A 17,473-nucleotide genomic window follows, 5' to 3' on the forward strand; every position below is an offset into this window, starting at 1 on the left:
GCTAGATTAGGAACGATTGCGGAAAGTTTCGTTCCGCGATTGCGGACAAGGTGGAATTCATGGCGGAAACTTCGGCGAGACTGCTGCGGCTCCTGTCGTTGCTGCAGGCCAGGCGCAACTGGACCGGCCCGGAACTGGCGGAGCGGCTCGACGTCACGACCAGGACGATCCGGAACGACGTCGAGCGCCTGCGCGGGCTGGGCTACCCGGTCGACGCGACGCCCGGCGTCTCCGGTGGGTACAGCCTGGGCGCCGGTGCGGCCATGCCACCGCTACTGCTCGACGACGAGGAGGCCGTCGCGGTGGCGATGGGCCTGCGCACGGCCGCGGGCGGGACGATCGCCGGGATCGAGGAGACGTCGGTGCGCGCGCTGGCGAAGCTGGAGCAGGTGCTGCCGTCGCGGCTACGGCACCGAGTCGCGGCGTTGAATTCCGCGACCCTCGCGGTGCAGGGCGGCGGGCCCACGGTCGACGCCGAAGTGCTCTCCGCCATCGCCGGTGCCTGCCGTGACCGCGAGACCCTGCGCTTCGATTACGTGGGGCACAACGGATCCGAGACCCGAAGGCAGGTCGAGCCGCACCGCGTCGTGCACATGAGCCGCCGGTGGTACCTCGTCGGCTGGGACGTCGACAAGCAGGACTGGCGCACGTTCCGCGCGGACCGGGTGCGGCCGCGTACGCCGAACGGGCGCCGTTTCGAGGAACGCGAACCACCCGAAGGCGGCGTGGTCGCTTACCTCCAGCGTGGTGTGGGCGCGGCCTTGTGGCGGCACCACGCGACGATCCGGCTGCATGCCTCGGCCGCCGAAGCCGCGGCGAAGGTGCCGCCCGCCGTCGTCGTCGAAGCCGTCGACGAGCGGACCTGCCTGCTCAAAGCCGGCGCGGACACGCTGGAGTACCTGGCGCTCTACCTGGGCCTGCTCGACGCCGATTTCGAGGTCGTCGACTCGCCGGAATTCGCCGGCCACCTGCGCAAACTGATCGGGCGGTTCAGCCGCGCGGTGGGTGCTTGACGTCGAAGACCAGCTCCGGGCGCTCCCAGGCGATCTTCGGCGGGTTGGGCGGTACGACGCCGACGCGGCGGGCGCCCATCCGCTCGTAGAACCCGGCGGCCGGTGGATGGGAGACGACGCGGACCTCGGTCATGCCGAGCTCCGCCGCCTGGCCGAGCATGTGCTCGACCAGCCACGCGCCGATACCCGTGCCCTGCGCCGAATCGGCGACGAACAGCAGGTCGAGCTCGGCCGGGTACTCGATCAGGCTGTAGAAACCGACCACGTCCCGCTGCGCGTGCGCGACGTACGCGGGATGGGTGGCGAGGTAGTCCTCGGTGACCTGGTAGCCGTCGAGGATCGAGGCGTATTCCCCTTGGTAGGCGGCCGATTCTTGCATCAGCGCCGTCAGCCTGCCGGCGTCGGAAGCGCTTGCCCTGGAGATGCGGTAGCTCGTCACGAGCGCAGCTTAGAACGTCACACCGACAATTCTTGACCTCCAGCTATCTAGAGGTATCAGGCTGGGTTCCGACAGCTGGGGACGAACTGGAGGAACGAGATGAAAGCGGCCGCGTTCACGGAAGCCGGTGGCCCGGAGGTGCTCCGGGTGCTGGAGCTGGAGGAGCCGCACGCCGGAGCGGGGGAGGTCCGGGTGCGGGTGAAGGCGGCGGGGGTGCAGCCGTACGACGCGGCGGTGCGGGCGGGCTGGGAACCCGCGGGGATGGAGCTGCGTTGGCCGCGTGTCCCGGGGAACGAGTTCGCCGGGGTCGTCGACGAGGTCGGTTCCGGGGTTACCGGCCTCGTCGCGGGGGCCGAGGTGCTCGGGTTCACCGCGGTACAGGCGTACGCCGAGTACATCGTGGTGCCCGCGGAGAACGTCACACCGAAGCCGGCGGAGATGCCGTGGGAGGTCGCGGGCGGGTTCACGGCGGGGACGCAGACGGCGTACCTGGCGCTGGACGCGCTGCGGGTCGCCCGTGGCGAGACGCTGCTGATCCACGGGGCGGCGGGCTCAGTGGGCATGGCGGCCGTCCAGTTCGCCGTGCTGCGCGGGGCGAAGGTGATCGGGACGGCGAGCGAGGCGAACCAGGAGTACGTCCGTTCGCTCGGCGCCGAACCGGTGGTCTACGGCGACGGCCTCGCCGACCGGGTGCGGGCGCTCGCTCCCGCCGGGATCGACGCGGCGCTGGACGGTGCGGGCGGGGTCGCCTTCGACCTTTCCCTGGAGCTGGTCGGGAATCCGGACCGCGTGCTCACGCTGGTCGAGCACGGCCGCGCGCCTGGGGCCGGGGCGCGTGTGGTCACCGGGACGCGGTCGGCCGAGCGGCTGGGGATGCTGGCGTCGTTGTACGTCAAGGGAGAGCTGCGTTTCCTCGTGCGGCGGACGTATCCGTTCGGCGAGGCCGCGGCGGCGCACCGGGAGATCGAGACCGGGCACGGGCGGGGGAAGATCGTGCTGACCTTCCCCTAACGGGCCGACCGGGGGCGTGGGGGCGCCCTCGGTCAGGTGCAGGAAACACTGACGATCTTGACCGTCACCTTGGTCTTCGAGGACGGCGTCGAAAGGACCGAGCGGTGTGCGGTCACGTTCGTTCCGACGAAACTGAGCGTATCGGTGACCGTGCCCGACTCGTCGCCTGTGATGTCGTAGGTCAACGAGCACATTCCGTGGCTTGCCATGGTTTCCGCGGAGCCCTTGTAGGTCAGGGCGGGTTCGACGACCACGATGCAGCCGGCGGAGCCGAAGCATTTTTTGGAATATGTCTTCAGATCGAGGGTGAAATCCGCTGGAGTGAGCGGTGGCGGACTGGGCGTCGTCGGTGCCACGTAGGCGGGCGGGGTCGCGCGTGTGGTGCTTTCATAGGAGCCATCGGCCAGGATCCAGCCGCTGATGCCTTGGCACGGCGGCTTGAGTGTCTGGTCCCGGCAAGGTGATGCGGTCGATTTCGACGCGACCTTCTTTCCGTCGCGTTCGTTGCCGAGCAGTACGAGTGTCAAGGTCGCCGTGAGCGCTGCGACGACGATGGCGGCAGCGAGTATCCACGGCCAGCGTCGGGGTTTGGCCGGACGCGCGGCCGGTTCGGGTGGGATGTACATGGCGCTCTCCCGCTTTGTGGTGGTGCTTGCCGGACGTACTCGTTCGATCCGCGCGCGGCGTTACGTCAACTCCTGTCGGCATCACCCTTCAGTGGCAAATGTGCGCTTTGACTGTCGCTTAAAATTACGAACACGTGTTCGACGTATTGCGGTATTATTGAGGGGTGTCCGAGACCTTTCTCCCCGAACTGCCGCAGGAGTTGTGGCGCGCCGGCAAGCTGGAGCTTGCTCATGGCGTGCAGCAGTTCTTGCAGGTGATTCGCATGGCCACTGCCGGATTGGGGCAGTTTCTGGCGGAGATCGAGAATCGGGGCGTTAAAGACTTATACGGGCATGGGAGTACGGCGAGTTGGTTCGCGGAGATGGCGGGGTTGTCGCGGGGTGAGGCGGGTGCGGTGGTGAAGCGGGCGATCGCCCTGAATCCCACCCGGGCGTTGGATGGCACGGAGGTTCCGCCTGTCGCTCCCGCTACTGCCGCGGTCGCCGCTCAGGGGTTGGTCGGGGATGAGCGGATCGACCAGATCCTGGAGATCTTGAAGAGACTCCCGGCCGACACGTCTGCTGAGGATCGGGCGGCCGCAGAGAAGATTCTGGCCGAGCTTGCCCCGAACGCCGGACCCCGGCAACTCTCCAACGCCGAGACGAAACTGATGGGTTGGCTCAACCCCGACGGCAACGAGCCGAAGGATCCAGAGCCCAAGGAACCGCGTCGCGAAATCACCCTGGAGCGCCGGAAGGACGGGTTCTGGAAACTCACCGGTCTCCTCGACGGCGAGACCGGTGCCCGCACCGCCGCCGCTTTGGAAGCACACTCCCAGCCGCGGCCGGTGGACGAGTTCGGCCAAGCGGATTTGCGGATGAAGTGCGAGCGCATGGGCGATGCCTGGGCCGAGCTCCTGGACCTGGCGATCGCGTGCCCGGATCAGCCGGGAACCAGTGGTTACCGGACCTTGGTGCATGTCACCGTCGGGCTTGAGGAACTCAGATCGGGTCTCGGGACCGCCTGCCTGGATTTCGTGGGGACGATGACCGCGCGGGAAGCGCGGCTCGCGGCCTGCGACTGCCTCATGCTGCCCGTCGTGATGGGGACCTCAGGTGAGCCGTTGGATATGGGGCGGCTGAGACGGTTCGTCACCCCGGGCCAACGTCGGGCGTTGAACATACGCGATGGTGGCTGCGCCTTCCCAGGATGTCATCGGAAGCCCAAGAACTGCCACGCTCATCATATTGAGCACTGGGCAGACGGCGGACCGACAGATCTCCGGAATCTCGTGCTGCTCTGCGGCTTCCATCACCGCCTGATTCACCACGGCGACTGGGAAGTACGCATGGCCGCCGATGGGTTACCGGAGTTCATCCCACCCCAGTACCGGGATCCGCTCCGATATCCCCGGCGCAACATCCTGCATCACGTCTAGGCCCCGAGGAGCCCGCCAGCCACCCAGGCGACGGGCCCCTCGCCATGCCCGACGCCGCGCAGACTCAAGACGCTAAGCCCGGCGCAGCTTCCGGATCACCCCGCGCACCACCAACGGCGTCACGATGGCCACGAACAGGACCAAAGCCGCCCAGCCCCCGAAGCCGCCGAAACCACCTTCGTCGTAGGCCGCCGGAGCGGCTTCCCGCCAGTTCTTCGAGCCGCCGCCCGCCGATTCCTCGTCGGGGTTCGCCGTCGCGGTTGCGGTCTTGTCGCCGGTGGCCGGGCCGGTGCCGGGCCCGGCGGGCTTGCTCGGCCCGCCCGCACCCGGCCCGGCCGCGGGTTTGCCGTTCGGGGCGATGATCCCGGCGGTCACCAGCGGGTCGGGCGGGCTGGCGGCACCGGCGCCGAGACTGCCGCGGAAGGTCGGGTTGGCGCAGTTGCCCGCGTTCAGCTGCTTCGGCGGCTGCCCGGTGAGCCGCGCGTTGGAGTTCATGATCTCCTGCGACAGGTTCGGCGGCAGCGGCGAGTAGCCGATCCGGGCCATGTTGATCTGGCCGTCGCAGGCGACGTGTTCGAGGAACGCGGTCATGGTGTCGGTCTTGCCCTGGTCGCCGTAGCCGCCGCGGCAGGTGTCCCGCCCGCTCGTGCACGGCATCATGATGTAGGAGTACGCCGAAATCGGGTACGTCTTCGGATCCGTGTTCGAGTAGACCTTGTCGAGTTTCTGGCTCAGGTCCGGGCGGAGTTCCGCGAATTTCAGCGCGGACGCGATGTTCTCCGCGTAGGGCTGCGTGTACTGGCCCGCGCCGTTCTGCACCCAGGCCGCGGGCACGTTGTGGCGCTGCGCGTAGGCGAATTCGTCGTAGGCGATGGAGAACGGGATGGTCGCCTTGCCGATGGCCTGCGCGATCTGGTCCGAGTCCGCGAGCAGCCGGTACCAATCCGCGTCCGGCCCCCGTTCGGGGAGCTGGATCGGGCGCACCCCGGCGGGCAGGCTGCCCATCCCGTTGCCGACGTTGCGGGAGACGAAACGCTGGTAGGCGTCGGGCGCCGCGTGCGCGATGAAGTCGTAGAACAGCGCCGTCGTCCCGGATTGCCCGGTCCGGCCGACGAGCGTGATGGGCTGGTCCGGCAGGGACTTCCCGCCGTTGGTCGCGGTGATCGCCGGATCGCTCCAGCGGGTGATGTCCCGGCTGAAGATCCGGCCGATCACCTCGCGGGTGAGATGCAGGTAGTCGACCCGCTTCCCGGCCTGGTCGGTGACGTTGTACATGACGGCGACCGCGCCGGCGACGTCCGGGACGTACTGGTAGCCGCGGGTCTGCGCGGTCACGCCACCACCGCCGGCCGCGAGGAGCGACGACACTTCGGCCTCAGTCCCGCCGAAGTCGACCGTCCGGTCGCCGTACTGGTTGACCCCGGCGGGTGAGTTGGTGGCCGAGTAGTTGACCGGGATCCCCCGCGACGTCGCGCCGTTCTGCCAGTCGGTCATCGCCACGCCGACGTAGCTGGACCCCGAGCCGGTGACCCGGCTGAGCGCCGCCGCGCCGGGCGCGCCCGTCACGGAGATCGAGAGCAGGAGCGCCGAGACCCCGGCCAAGGCGCCCAGCCTGCGCAAGGTCGTCATCCGAATCGCCCGTTCACGTAGTCGTAGGTGCGTTCGTCCGACGGCGCGTTGAAGATCGTGTCCGTCGGACCATGCTCGATCACCCGGCCGGGTTCGTTCTCGGCCGCCAGGAAGAACGCGCAGTGATCCGACACCCGTTGGGCCTGCTGCATGTTGTGCGTGACGATCACGACGGTGACCTCGTGCCCGATCTCGGCGATCGTCTGCTCGATCCGCCGGGTGGACGTCGGGTCGAGGGCGGAGCAGGGCTCGTCCATCAGGAGCACGTTCGGCTGCACCGCGAGCGAACGGGCGATGCAGAGCCGCTGCTGCTGTCCACCGGAGAGCGCGCCGCCGGGCGAGCCCAGCCGATCGCGGACCTCACGCCACAGCCCGGCGCGTTCGAGGCTCTGTTCCACGAGCGCGTTCTTGTCGTCGCATTTGACGCCGGCGAGTTTCAGCCCCGCGAGCACGTTGTCCCGGATGGACATCGCCGGGAACGGGTTCGGCTTCTGGAACACCATGCCGATGCGCAGCCGGACCTGCTGCGGCCGGGTCCCGTCGGCGTAGATGTCCTGGCCGTCCAACAGGACCTCGCCGGTCAGCGACGCCGACGGGACGAGCTCGTGCATCCGGTTGAGGATGCGCAGGAAGGTCGACTTGCCACAGCCCGACGGGCCGATCAGCGCGGTCACCTCTTTGGCGGGCATCCGCAACGACACGCCTTCGAGGACCAGCCGGTCGCCGAACCAGGCACCGATCTCGCGCGACTCGAGTTCCGCCGCACCGGGCGGGGGACCGCCGGTCAGGGTGACCGGCGGCCTGCCGTCCACAGTGGACAAATCGATGGTGTCGGTCACCGGTTCTCCTTCGTTCTTTTCGCCTTGCGCTTCGACCGGTCGCGTCCGACGATCCGCGCGATCGCGAACAGGCCGAAGATGAGCAGGATCAGCACGAGCGCGCCGACGTAACCGCGCTGCTGGACGTTTTCCAGTGGCTGCTTGATGAAGCGGAAGATGAACAGCGGGATGCTCTCCTGCGGCGCGGAGAACGGGTTGGCGTTCATCGCCAGCGAGCCGAACGAGGTGAACAGCAGCGGTGCCGTTTCCCCCGCCACCCTGGCGATGCCGAGGATCACGGCGGTCGTGACGCCGGTGCGCGCGGTGGGCAGGACCACCGACCACACTGTCCTCGCCCGGCTCGCGCCGAGTGCCAGCGACGCCTCGCGCAGGCCGTCCGGGACCAGCCGGAGCACCACGTCCACGGTCCGCGTCACCGTCGGCAGCATGACCATGGTCAGCGCCAAGGTGGCCATCAAACCGTTGTAGCTGAACAATCCCACGCCCGCCTGGATACCGGGGATGATCAGCGCCGCGTAGATGAACAGGCCGGCCACGATCGACGGCAGACCGCTCATCGCGTCGACCATGATCCGCACCGGACGGCGGAACCGCGACCGGGTCTCGTTCAGGAAGATCGCGGTGAGCACGCCCAGCGGAACGACGAAAACCAGGGTCAGCGCGGTCTGCTGAAGGGTGCCGACCACCGCGTGCAGACCACCGGTCGCGGTGACCGGATCGGTCGGCGCGACCGCGGACATGTCATGGGTGAAGAAACCCAGCCGCAGGTACGGCGCGCCCTCGATCACGATGTAGGTCAACAGGAACAGCAACGGGACGAGCAGGGTGAGTGCCCCGGAGACCACGATCGTCGACACGATCCGGTCCGACGCGGCCAGTCTGCCCAAACGGTCGCGGGTGACCAGGTAGAGCATCGCCAGGTACAGCAGGTACGCGACGATCAGATCCGCCAGCCAGCCGGGGGAATCCAGCAGCAGATGCATGACGAACCAGGTGAGCAGCGTGGCCGACACCGCGCAGCCGAGTGCCGCCAGCCGGTCCTGCCGGGTGGTCTCCGACGGGCGGCGTTTGACGAGTTTGCGCGGAGCGGACGTGACCGGGGGCGTGGTCGTCGTGGTCATCAGGCATCCACTCCCGCGCCGGACCGGCTCTTGGAGATGATCACCGATGCGGTGAAGTTCGTGGCCAGGGTGAAGACGAACAGCACCAGCCCCGCCGCCATCAGTCCGGACAGCGAAAGGCCTGAGGCGCCGGAGTTGTTGGCGATGAACCCGGAGATCGTCGCGCCGCCGAACTGGAGGATGTGCTTCGTGATCTCCGGAACCTGGGGCAGCAGCAGGGAAACGGCGATCGTCTCGCCGAGTGCGCGGCCGAGCCCGAGCATCGAACCGCCGATGATGCCGCCGCGGCCGAAGGGCAGCACGACCGTTTTGACCATCCCCCACCGCGTACTGCCCAGCGCGAGCGCCGCTTCCTTTTCCCCGGGCGGGGTCTGCGCGAACACCTCACGGATCACCGAGGTCGTGATCGGCAGGACCATCAGCGAGACCACCAGCCCGGCGATGAACATGGACTGGATGTACAGCGTGTTCTCCTTGGACGCGAACAGCGGGAACCAGCCGAGATTTTCGGTCAGCCACGTCGAAACCGGGACGATCTGCGGGCCGAGGAAGCTGAATCCCCACAGGCCGTACAACAGGCTCGGGATGGCTGCGAGCAGGTCGACGAGACCGGTGAGGAAGCCGCGGATCCGGCCGCTGGAGTATTCGGTGATGAACAGCGCGGCCAGGATGCTCAGCGGCACGGCGACTCCGACCGCGATGAGCGCGACCACGATCGTCCCGTAGAGCAGGCCCAGCACACCGAGCACACCGGAGGCGGGGTCGAACCGGATGGTGGTGAAGAAGCCGAAACCGCTGTTGTCGAAGGCGGGTCCGGACCGATAGACCAGGAAGAAGCCGATGATAAGGAGGATGCCCAGCATGGCCAGCCCGGCGCCGGTGGTGACCCGGTGGAACGCCCGGTCGGCCCGGGAAAGGACTTCGGTGATCGCCCGCCGCACCGGTGCTCCCGGTGGGGACGGGTCGGGCCGGGGTGGCGCGACGGTCACGAGCGGCCTTCCTTCGTATCGGTGAGCAAACGTGTTCAGGGCACACCACTTCGCCCCTCGATGCGGCCAGTATGTGGTGCTCCCTCCCGCGAAAGGTGTCCAAGCGGAGAACGCCCGACGGGGCGCGTGTGAATCTGTGCCGGGGCGGGTCCGGGTGCGGTTGACCCCGAACGGGCGACTCGGGGACGTTGGTTTCGGCGCGGCTCGTGATCGAGTCCCGCTCTCCGCCGTATGCCCGCGCACCCTGGGGGTCGTCCGTGTTCTTCGTCCGTGCGAGACAAGTCGGGATCTTGCTGATCTGCGGGGTGCTGATGGTCACGGGAGTGGCCGTCCCCGCGGCGCAGGCGCAAGCGCCGTCGAATCCGCCGTACACCCTCAAAACCGAGCCCGCCGATCTGTCGGCGGCCCGCAACGGCGACCCGGTGCGGCTCACGATCTCGGGATTGGCGAGCGGTGCGCAAGCGTCACTGAAGGTCTGCCCCGCGGTCCTGCCGGACAATTTGATCAAGGTCGCCGCGAGGCCGCCGTGGAATCGGGAGACTTCCGTCAACGCGCGGGTCAACGCCTACTGCGGAGGATTGAAGGACGAGTTCATCGCGAACGCGGCGCATATGGACAGTGCCACCGGCCGCCGCAGCAGCAGAACCGGCGACATCGTCGTCGACACCCAGATCCCGCTCGGTTCCTCCACCCCGAAACCGATCATCTGGGATCCGCTGTACACCACCTTCAACAAGAACGCGGAAGGTCAGGCGGACAAGCCGCCCACGGTTTCCTGGGCGGCCAATCCCGACGTCGTCGATCCGGCGACCGGTGCGAAGACCCGCAACAAGTATTCGTTCCGGTGCGACGAGAACAATCCCTGTGCGATCGCGGTCACGATCACCGCGAAGAACGCGGACGGCGCGTTCGTGACCTGGATCGACAGCTCGATCCACTTCACGCCGTCGCAGCAGGAGCTCGGCGTCAAGGGGTGCAAGGGCGCCGGTCAGCACACGCTCGGCGCCAGCATGCCGGAGCGGCTCGGCCGGGCCGCGGTCGCCTGGAACCAGGCGCTCTGCGCGCCCACCCAGGCCGAGCAGCCGCTCAACATCGTGAGCGAGACGGAGAACGCCGGCCTGACCGCTTTCGACAAGGGCACCTCGGATCTCGTCGTCACCGGCAGCGGGAACGCGCTCGCCACCCAGACCGTCCGGGACCGGCAGTACATCCCGGTCGGGATCAACGCGGCCGTCGTGGCCGCCGTCGGCTGGTCGCCCACCGACATCGACGACAACGGGAACTCGCTCAACGCGAAGTTCACCGGCACCCTGCGGTTCACCCACGACGAACTCGCGAACATGATCACCAAGGGCGGGCAGGAACCCGATCTCGACGGCCGGGGCGGCATCTTCCGGAACGGCTCCCCGCTCGTCGGCCGCAATCCCGGGCTCGTCTCCGTCACGAGAGAGAACGAGGCGAACGCGGCCAGGGCGAGGGCGGGCGCCGAGAGCCTGGACTTTTTCGGGGTGACCGGGGAATCCGGACCGGGCACCGTCCCGTTCGCGTTGAGCAAGGTGCTCGCGGAGGCCGCGCCGTCGGCCTGGGTGTTCCCGAAGAAGGGAAAGGAATACTTCGGTGAGCTGGACGGGAAGTCGCCTGGGGTGATCTCCGATCTGAACGCGCTCGACCCCGGCGCCTTTTCGCTGCACAACGTCGACGCGAAAACCGGTCAGCTCGCCGTGCGCAAGACGGTGCAGAACGGTGTCGTGGGAACGGGATTCGTCTGCACCGGCGGCTGTATGAGCTGGGTGATCACCGATCTCGCGACGGCGAGGGCCTATGGCTGGGCACCGGTCGCGGTCCCGGACGGCAAGGGGAACTTCGTCGCACCGACCAAGGAAAGCCTGCAGCTGGCCGCCGATTCGATGCGGGTCGGCGCGGACGGGACCGTGCAGCCGGGCACCGCGACCAAGGACGGCGCGTATCCGCTGACCTTCGTGGAGTACCTGGCCGCGCCGGTCAATCCGCTGATCGACGCGACCTGCAAGCCGATGACCGAGAAGCAGGCTCAGCTGAAGGCGGTCGCCGGGCTGGCGAGCGGCTTCGGCCAGTCTCTGCTCCCGCCGGGGATGACCCCGTTGAGCCCCGGCCTGGCGGCCACCGTTCCCGCGCGAGTGGCCAAGATCGGCACCGGGACGGTCCAAGAAGCTTGCCAGGAAAGGGAAGAAGCGAAGAATCCGCCACCCGCGGGTGGCGCCGGCGCCACGACGGCCGCCAATTCCTCGCTGACCGGTCCCTCCGGGGGAACGGGTTCACCGGCCGGGACGTCGTCGCCCGCGGCCGCAACCGGACCCGCCGCCGCGGCCGCTCCGACCCCGGAAAGCGTGCTGGCGGCCAAGAATCTCGCCGAGTCGATCGACATCCCGAAGTTCGCCGGGGCCGGGGTGCTGGGCGCGCTCGTTCCCTTGGTGGCGCTGGTGATCCTGGCGACGCTCCCGTCCGCGACGGCGTACGTCGCCGCCGGGCGCCCGGTGCCGAGGTGGCTGGTCGTCGCGCTGGCCGAGATCGCCGCCGCGTTCTCGATGCTCTTCGGTCTCCTGCGGCGGAAGACGGCCGGAGGCGCGGCGTGAGCACCACCGTCGAAGAGAGACAAGGCGAACCGGAAACCCGCTTCCTGTATTTCGGCCCTGGATGGATCGGCGCCGTCCTGGCCGCCTGGCTGGTCACCACGTTGGTGGCGCTGGCGCTGGTCGTCTACGCGCTGGGTCCGATGCTTCAGGCGAGCGACCAGCGGAAGGCGCTGGGCGAGATCCGCGGCGAGATCGGCCTGGCGCTGGGGGCCAGTCAAAGCCTCTTCGGCGCCGCTCCGCCCACCGAACCGGTCGAGTTCGGCAAGCCGGTCGCGGTGCTGGAGATCCCCGCGCTGAAGGTGCAGCAGGTCGTCGTCGAAGGCGCGTCGAGCGGCGAAACCGCGTCCGGGCCTGGCCACGTGCCGGGCACCGCCGGGCCGGGGCAGCCGGGCAACGCCGCGATCGTGGCGCGCAACGCGGGTTACGGCGGGCCGTTCGGTTCGCTGGACGCGCTGGAGCCCGGTGACGAGATAGTCGTCGCGACGACCCAGGGCAAGTCCGTCTACCGGGTGACCGAGAAGGCCATCCGTCCGCTCGACGAGGGAGCCGACTACGGCAAGACCCAGAACGACCGGCTGACCTTGGTGACGTCGGCGTCGTGGTGGCCGCTGGCGGCGGCGGAAGCGACCGTGGTGACCGCGGTGCTGGAGGGCAGGCCGTTCCGGCCCACCCAGCAGAACGGCAAGGCGGACACGCAGGACGGCCGGACCGGCGACGGCGACGCGTGGGCCGGGCTCGTGCTGGCCTTCGGCGGGTTCGTGGCGGCCGCGGCCGGGGCGACGTTCCTCTACCGCCGGTGGCGGCCGGTTTCCACCTACGTCATCACCGGCCCGGTGCTGCTCACCCTGGCGTCACTGGCGGCTTTGGCGCTTTGGCGACTGTTTCCCGCTTGGGCTTAGGAGTCTGATTTCGGTCTTTTCGGACCGAAATCACTCCCACGATGTGGATCTTCCCCCGATACCGACTTTGGTCGGTGGACTCCTCACTGATCGCTCTTTAGATTCTCCCCATTACACCCGGTCAGGGGTAATTCATTCGGGCGGCCGAAGGAATTCCTGTCACGGGCTGTGCCGTGTGGGAACAGGGAGAGAATTCAATGAGCAGATTCAGCCGGGTGGTCACATGCTCGGTTCCGGTCGCGGTCGGTGCTTTGCTGCTGTCGACGGCGGTTTCGGGTGCCCAGCCGTCGGAAGAGGTGCGCACCCAGGCCGGGATCAGCGCCCTGCAGAGCATCAAGAAGAGCCTTACCCCGGCTGAGCGCAAGCAGTCGAGCCAGCTCGTCGTCGAGAAGCGCCTGCGGGCCGACAAGGGCCTGGCCGGCAAGCTGCCCGAGTACCGGACCGGGCTGGGCGTCAGCGACGCCGGCACGGTCGCGGTGGACATCAAGGGCGCCGGACAGTCCCTGGTGGACGCTGTCAAGGCGGCGGGCGGCACCGTCCGTTACGCCTCGCCCGCCGGCGCGATCCGCGCAGACCTCCCCCTGAACGCCGTCGACGCGATCGCCGGACGCGGGGACGTCGCCGAGGTCAAGGCCGCTTCGCAGGCCATGACCTGGAACGAATCCGCGCCGCAGGACCGGCGGCAGGCCGCGGTCAAGCAGACCGCCGCCGCGCTGCAGGTCGCCGAGGGCGACAAGGCGCACGGCAACGACACCGCCCGCACGAAGTACGGCGTCACCGGCGCGGGCCAGAAGGTCTGCGTGCTTTCCGACGGCATCAAGTCGCTGAAGGCGTCCCAGACCGCCGGCGAGCTCCCCGCCGTCGACGTCCTCCCCGGCCAGGCGGGCAGCGGTGACGAGGGCACCGCGATGCTGGAGATCATCCACGACATGGCGCCCGGCGCCGCGCTCGGTTTCGCCACCGCGTTCACCAGCGAGCAGAGCTTCGCCGACAACATCCGCGCCCTGCGGAACACCGGCAAGTGCACGATCATCGTCGACGACGTCTCCTACTTCGACGAGTCGCCGTTCCAGGACGGCCCGGTCGCGCAGGCCGTCAACGACGTGACCGCGAACGGCGCGCTCTACTTCTCCTCCGCGGGGAACTCGGGCAACCTGACCGACGGCACCAGCGGCTACTACGAAGGCGACTTCCGCGGCTCCAGCAGCAAGATCTCCGGGATCACCGGCACGCCGCACGACTTCGACCCGAGCGCCACGACCCAGCTGTACAACGCGCTTTCGCCGAACTCGGTCGGCCGCTACGTCACCCTGTTCTGGTCCGACCCGTGGGGCAAGGCCACCAGCGACTACGACCTGTTCGTGCTGAACTCGTCCGGTGCGGTCGTCGCCTCCAGCGAGGGCGCGCAGAACGGCACCCAGAACCCGTACGAGATCGCCCAGGTCCCGGCCAGCGGCTCGGGCTTCAAGGTCGCCGTGGTCAAATACAGCGGCTCCGACCGGTTCATCGCGCTCAACGTGATCCGCGGCCGCTTCGTCGCCTCGGGTGACCTGAAAGCCTTCAGCACCAACGGCGTCACGTCCGGCCACTCGGCGGCGGTCAACGCCTTCAGCGTCGCGGCCGCCCCGGCCGCCGGTGCCTTCGGCCGCGCGCTCGAAGCCGGTGACCCGGCGAACCCGGCCGGTCCGTACCCGGGCCTGTTCACCGCCGCCAGCAAGTGGGAGCGGTTCACTTCGGACGGTCGCCGTCACCAGTTCTACAACCCGGACGGTTCGGTGATCACCCCCGGCAACGTGTCGTCGACCGGTGGTGCGACGCGGAACAAGCCGGACATCACCGCGGCCGACGGCGTCGCGACCTCGGTGAGCGGTTTCCAGCCCTTCTTCGGCACTTCGGCCGCCGCGCCGAGCGCCGCCGCCATCGCCGCGCTGCTCAAGCAGGGCAAGCCGGCCGCGACCCCGGCGGAGATCCGCAACGCGCTCGTGTCGACCGCGATCGACCTCGGTGCCCCGGGCTTCGACCCGGTCACCGGCGCGGGCGTGATCATGACCGGCCCGGCGCTCGCCGCACTGGGCGTCGCCCCGAAGTAGTCCCGTAGCGCGTGAAGGCCCCCTTCCCTCGGCTCAGCAGAGGAAAGGGGGCCTTCACGCGCTAGGAGGGGGTCAGGACTTGACGCAGGACAGGCCGTTCGGGCCCGACACGGTCAGGAAGCCGTACCGCTTGATGGTGGTGGCGAGCTGGCCGCCGCACAGCGGGCTGGCGGTCGCGGCGGTGTCACCGGCGGCGAAGCCGACGGCGCGCTGGGCCTGGTCGTAGCTCGGCGTGCGGGTGTCGAGGACGTGGTAGACGCTGCGCGAGCCCAGGAACGCCGTGGTGAAGGCCGGGGTGTAGTTACCGGCCGAGCCGGCGACCGGGGAACCGTTGAAGCCGGCACCGGTCAGCGGGTTCACGGTGAAGCCCGCGCGCTTGTCCGCGGTCACCGCGTTGCCCTGGGCGATCCACTGCGCGATGGAGAACGGGGCGATCGCGTTGGCGCGGTCGGCGGCGGGGATCGAGGTGCCGTCGTGCTCCTGGAACCGCTTGATGGTGACCGGCTTGGTGGTCGGGTCGAAGCCGAGGACGGTGGTGGTGAAGAAGCTCAGCGTGCCGGAGCCGGTCTGGGGGAGGTAGACGACGATGGCGGCGTTGGCGCCACCGACCTGGTTCCAGTTGGTGATGGAGCCGTCGTAGATGCCGCGCAGCTGCGCCAGCGTGAGGGACAGGCCCGCACCCGAACCGGTCGCCGAGGAGGACCAGGTGACACCGTCGGTGGCGAAGGCGTAGTACTCGAACGACGCGGGGTCGGACGAGCCGCGGGGCGACGACGACCGCGCGATGTCGATCTTGCCGTCACCCGCGTCGCCGGAGGCCTTGAGCGCGGCCTTGCCCTGGGAAGAACCGTTCGGCGGCAGGGTGGTCGTGGTGTTGTAGACGACCTGGTCGGCGTACAGGTCACCGGGAACGGTGAACGTCGTACCCCCGGCGAGCAGCGGCGGGATGTTGACGTGGTTGTCGGGGTCGGTGTTCCAGGCGGCGCCGTTGGCGTTGGCCAGGATCGCGCCGGTGATGTCGACGGTGGTGTCCGAGCCCGCCGCGGCCAGGACGTCTTCGAGGCCGTTGGCCGGGGCGACCGCCGAGGCGGTGCCGGTCAGGGTGAGGCAGGCACACGCGGCGATCGCGGTGGCGCCGAGAAACCGAGTGGTACGAGCACGCATCTTGTTTGCACTCTTTCTCTAGTCCCCAAGTAGTCGCGGGATTCCGTGACTTGGCACAATCCTCGCTCCGCAACACTGTCCGGCGGCGGTGCTTCGCGTTCCCGCCCGACGTCATGGTGGTTAATCTCCGGGGAACGCACTTTCCGTGATCGGCCGTCACGGAGAACGATTCGGTGAATGTCCGCCGGAATCGCGACGGTATTTCCGGCGCCAATCGGCGATCGTCTCGATTCCTTCGCCGATGGACGCTTCGGTGGTGGCCGAGCGGAACCGGTCGAGACCGCGCTGGGCCTCGATACGCCGTCCGTAGGCATGGCTGGCGATCGCGACGAGCCGGTCGCCGGTATGCAGCCGCCACCGCCAGCGGCCGCCGCTGAGATGACTGAAATCGCTGGTCAATTCGGAAACGTGCGCGCTGAGCCAAGCGATCGCGACAAGGCATTCCTCGGCTCGCGGATAGTCGTCGGGCGCCGAACCCAGCGACACGTTGTTGCCGCCGAGCAACCGCCATCGAAGGGTCTGCTCACCGGTCTGGACGAGTTGAAAGCGTGGATTCTTCGGTGCTGAATTCCCCCTGGTCACATCCCGTGAATCGCCTCGATGTGGTGAAGGGGTTACCGGATTCGCTTAAGGCGCGACGGCCGCCGGGTGAACGTTTTCCCCCGGCGGCGGCGCGCTAGCCTGAACGGACGCGGGTAATCGGAGAACAATCACCGTGCCGGTCCGGTCCGGCACGGTCTGCGAGGAGGATCGATGGGCAACGGCAGGATCGCGGTCGTCACCGGGGCGGGTTCCGGGCTCGGCAGGGAGATCTCCCGCGCGTTGCTCGGCGCCGGTTACCGGGTCGCCCTCGCCGGACGCCGCGCGGACGCGCTGGCCGAGACCGCCGGCGGCGCCGCGGACGCGCTCTCCGTGCCCACCGACGTCGCCGACCCCGATTCCGTCGCCGCCTTGCTCGAGACGGTCCGCGCGGAGTGGGGGCGCCTGGATCTCCTGGTGAACAACGCGGGGGTGTCGGTGGGCGGGACGGTCGACGAACTGTCCTTCGCGGACTGGAAACGCGCCGTCGACACCAACCTGACCGGGATGTTCCTGTGCGCGCAGCAGGCCGTGCGGCTGATGAAGGCGCAGGACCCGCGCGGCGGCCGGATCATCAACAACGGCTCCATCTCCGCGCACGCCCCGCGCCCCGCGTCCGTCGCCTATACCGCGACGAAACACGCGGTCACCGGGCTGACGAAGTCGATCTCCCTCGACGGCCGCGCCTGGAACGTCGCATGTGGACAGATCGACATCGGCAACGCCGCCACCGAGATGACGCTGCGGATGGCCGACGGGATCCCGCAGGCCGACGGCAGCGTCAAGGCCGAGCCGACCTTCGACGCCCGGCACGTCGCGGACGCCGTGCTGTACATGGCCGGGCTGCCGCTGGACGCGAACGTCCAGTTCCTGACCGTCACGGCGACCACGATGCCGTACATCGGGCGCGGCTGAAGGGGACTTTCCCCGCATCTCACGCGGTGAAGGGCGCTTTCGTCGCGTCGGATGCGGGGAAGGCGTCCTTCACCCCGGCCTCTCCTGGTCCGCAGTGGAGCGCTTGTCGCGAAAGCCACTTTCGGGACA

At 68.8% G+C, this 17,473-nt stretch carries 15 protein-coding genes; 7 read left to right on the forward strand and 8 right to left on the reverse strand.

The window, feature by feature from the left end:
* Nucleotides 1-59: 59 nt before the first annotated feature.
* Entirely contained in the window at nt 60-1,013 is a 954-nt protein-coding gene (locus AORI_RS49955) for a helix-turn-helix transcriptional regulator (protein ID WP_043848635.1), read from the forward strand.
* On the opposite strand, the gene AORI_RS49960 is transcribed toward AORI_RS49955, so the two are convergent.
* Nucleotides 991-1,452, reverse strand: a complete 462-nt coding sequence (locus AORI_RS49960) for a GNAT family N-acetyltransferase (RefSeq protein WP_016332185.1) — start codon at nt 1,450-1,452, stop codon at nt 991-993. The two genes, AORI_RS49955 and AORI_RS49960, sit on opposite strands and share 23 nt — an antisense overlap.
* A gap of 99 nt (nt 1,453-1,551) precedes the next feature.
* Here AORI_RS49960 and AORI_RS49965 point away from each other — a divergent pair, with 99 nt between their 5' ends.
* Nucleotides 1,552-2,463, forward strand: coding sequence for an NADP-dependent oxidoreductase (locus tag AORI_RS49965; protein ID WP_016332186.1), 912 nt, complete (start codon nt 1,552-1,554; stop codon nt 2,461-2,463).
* Nucleotides 2,464-2,495: 32 nt separating this feature from the next.
* Here the strand turns inward: AORI_RS49965 and AORI_RS49970 are convergent, their stop codons facing one another.
* Complete coding sequence (locus AORI_RS49970; RefSeq protein ID WP_016332187.1) at nt 2,496-3,089, reverse strand: hypothetical protein; 594 nt, start codon at nt 3,087-3,089, stop codon at nt 2,496-2,498.
* A 164-nt stretch (nt 3,090-3,253) separates the two neighbouring features.
* Here AORI_RS49970 and AORI_RS49975 point away from each other — a divergent pair, with 164 nt between their 5' ends.
* The gene (locus AORI_RS49975; RefSeq protein WP_016332188.1) at nt 3,254-4,507 is read left to right on the forward strand and encodes an HNH endonuclease signature motif containing protein; all 1,254 of its coding nucleotides are present in this window, start codon (nt 3,254-3,256) and stop codon (nt 4,505-4,507) included.
* Between the two features lie 72 nt (nt 4,508-4,579).
* Here the strand turns inward: AORI_RS49975 and AORI_RS49980 are convergent, their stop codons facing one another.
* From AORI_RS49980 to pstC, 4 genes are read right to left on the reverse strand one after another with little or no spacing between them, the layout of a single operon-like run.
* Nucleotides 4,580-6,136 (reverse strand): substrate-binding domain-containing protein, encoded by a 1,557-nt coding sequence (locus AORI_RS49980; protein ID WP_016332189.1) that lies wholly within the window; start codon nt 6,134-6,136, stop codon nt 4,580-4,582.
* The gene (locus AORI_RS49985) at nt 6,133-6,948 is read right to left on the reverse strand and encodes a phosphate ABC transporter ATP-binding protein (protein ID WP_420806984.1); all 816 of its coding nucleotides are present in this window, start codon (nt 6,946-6,948) and stop codon (nt 6,133-6,135) included. Before AORI_RS49985 ends, AORI_RS49980 begins: the two co-directional genes overlap by 4 nt.
* Before the next feature lie 23 nt (nt 6,949-6,971).
* Nucleotides 6,972-8,096 (reverse strand): phosphate ABC transporter permease PstA, encoded by a 1,125-nt coding sequence (gene pstA / locus AORI_RS49990; RefSeq protein ID WP_016332191.1) that lies wholly within the window; start codon nt 8,094-8,096, stop codon nt 6,972-6,974.
* Nucleotides 8,096-9,085 carry a phosphate ABC transporter permease subunit PstC gene (pstC, locus tag AORI_RS49995; RefSeq protein WP_051552886.1) on the reverse strand — a complete coding sequence of 330 codons (990 nt, stop codon included), beginning with the start codon at nt 9,083-9,085 and terminating at the stop codon, nt 8,096-8,098. Before pstC ends, pstA begins: the two co-directional genes overlap by 1 nt.
* Before the next feature lie 257 nt (nt 9,086-9,342).
* Between pstC and AORI_RS50000 the strand changes: the two genes are divergently transcribed.
* The 3 genes from AORI_RS50000 to AORI_RS50010 all read left to right on the forward strand — a co-directional run bounded on the left by AORI_RS50000 (nt 9,343) and on the right by AORI_RS50010 (nt 14,686).
* Complete coding sequence (locus tag AORI_RS50000; RefSeq protein WP_016332193.1) at nt 9,343-11,697, forward strand: hypothetical protein; 2,355 nt, start codon at nt 9,343-9,345, stop codon at nt 11,695-11,697.
* Complete coding sequence (locus tag AORI_RS50005) at nt 11,694-12,596, forward strand: sortase (RefSeq protein ID WP_016332194.1); 903 nt, start codon at nt 11,694-11,696, stop codon at nt 12,594-12,596. Before AORI_RS50000 ends, AORI_RS50005 begins: the two co-directional genes overlap by 4 nt.
* A gap of 197 nt (nt 12,597-12,793) precedes the next feature.
* Nucleotides 12,794-14,686: a S8 family peptidase gene (locus AORI_RS50010; RefSeq protein ID WP_016332195.1), complete on the forward strand. Its 1,893-nt coding sequence runs from the start codon at nt 12,794-12,796 to the stop codon at nt 14,684-14,686.
* 72 nt (nt 14,687-14,758) lie between these two features.
* On the opposite strand, the gene AORI_RS50015 is transcribed toward AORI_RS50010, so the two are convergent.
* Nucleotides 14,759-15,850, reverse strand: a complete 1,092-nt coding sequence (locus tag AORI_RS50015; protein ID WP_016332196.1) for a substrate-binding domain-containing protein — start codon at nt 15,848-15,850, stop codon at nt 14,759-14,761.
* 156 nt (nt 15,851-16,006) lie between these two features.
* Entirely contained in the window at nt 16,007-16,354 is a 348-nt protein-coding gene (locus AORI_RS50020; protein ID WP_016332197.1) for a YegP family protein, read from the reverse strand.
* A 249-nt stretch (nt 16,355-16,603) separates the two neighbouring features.
* Here AORI_RS50020 and AORI_RS50025 point away from each other — a divergent pair, with 249 nt between their 5' ends.
* Entirely contained in the window at nt 16,604-17,344 is a 741-nt protein-coding gene (locus AORI_RS50025; protein ID WP_016332198.1) for an SDR family oxidoreductase, read from the forward strand.
* Nucleotides 17,345-17,473: the final 129 nt, after the last annotated feature.

Source organism: Amycolatopsis keratiniphila, from assembly GCF_000400635.2.
GTDB lineage: Bacteria > Actinomycetota > Actinomycetes > Mycobacteriales > Pseudonocardiaceae > Amycolatopsis > Amycolatopsis keratiniphila.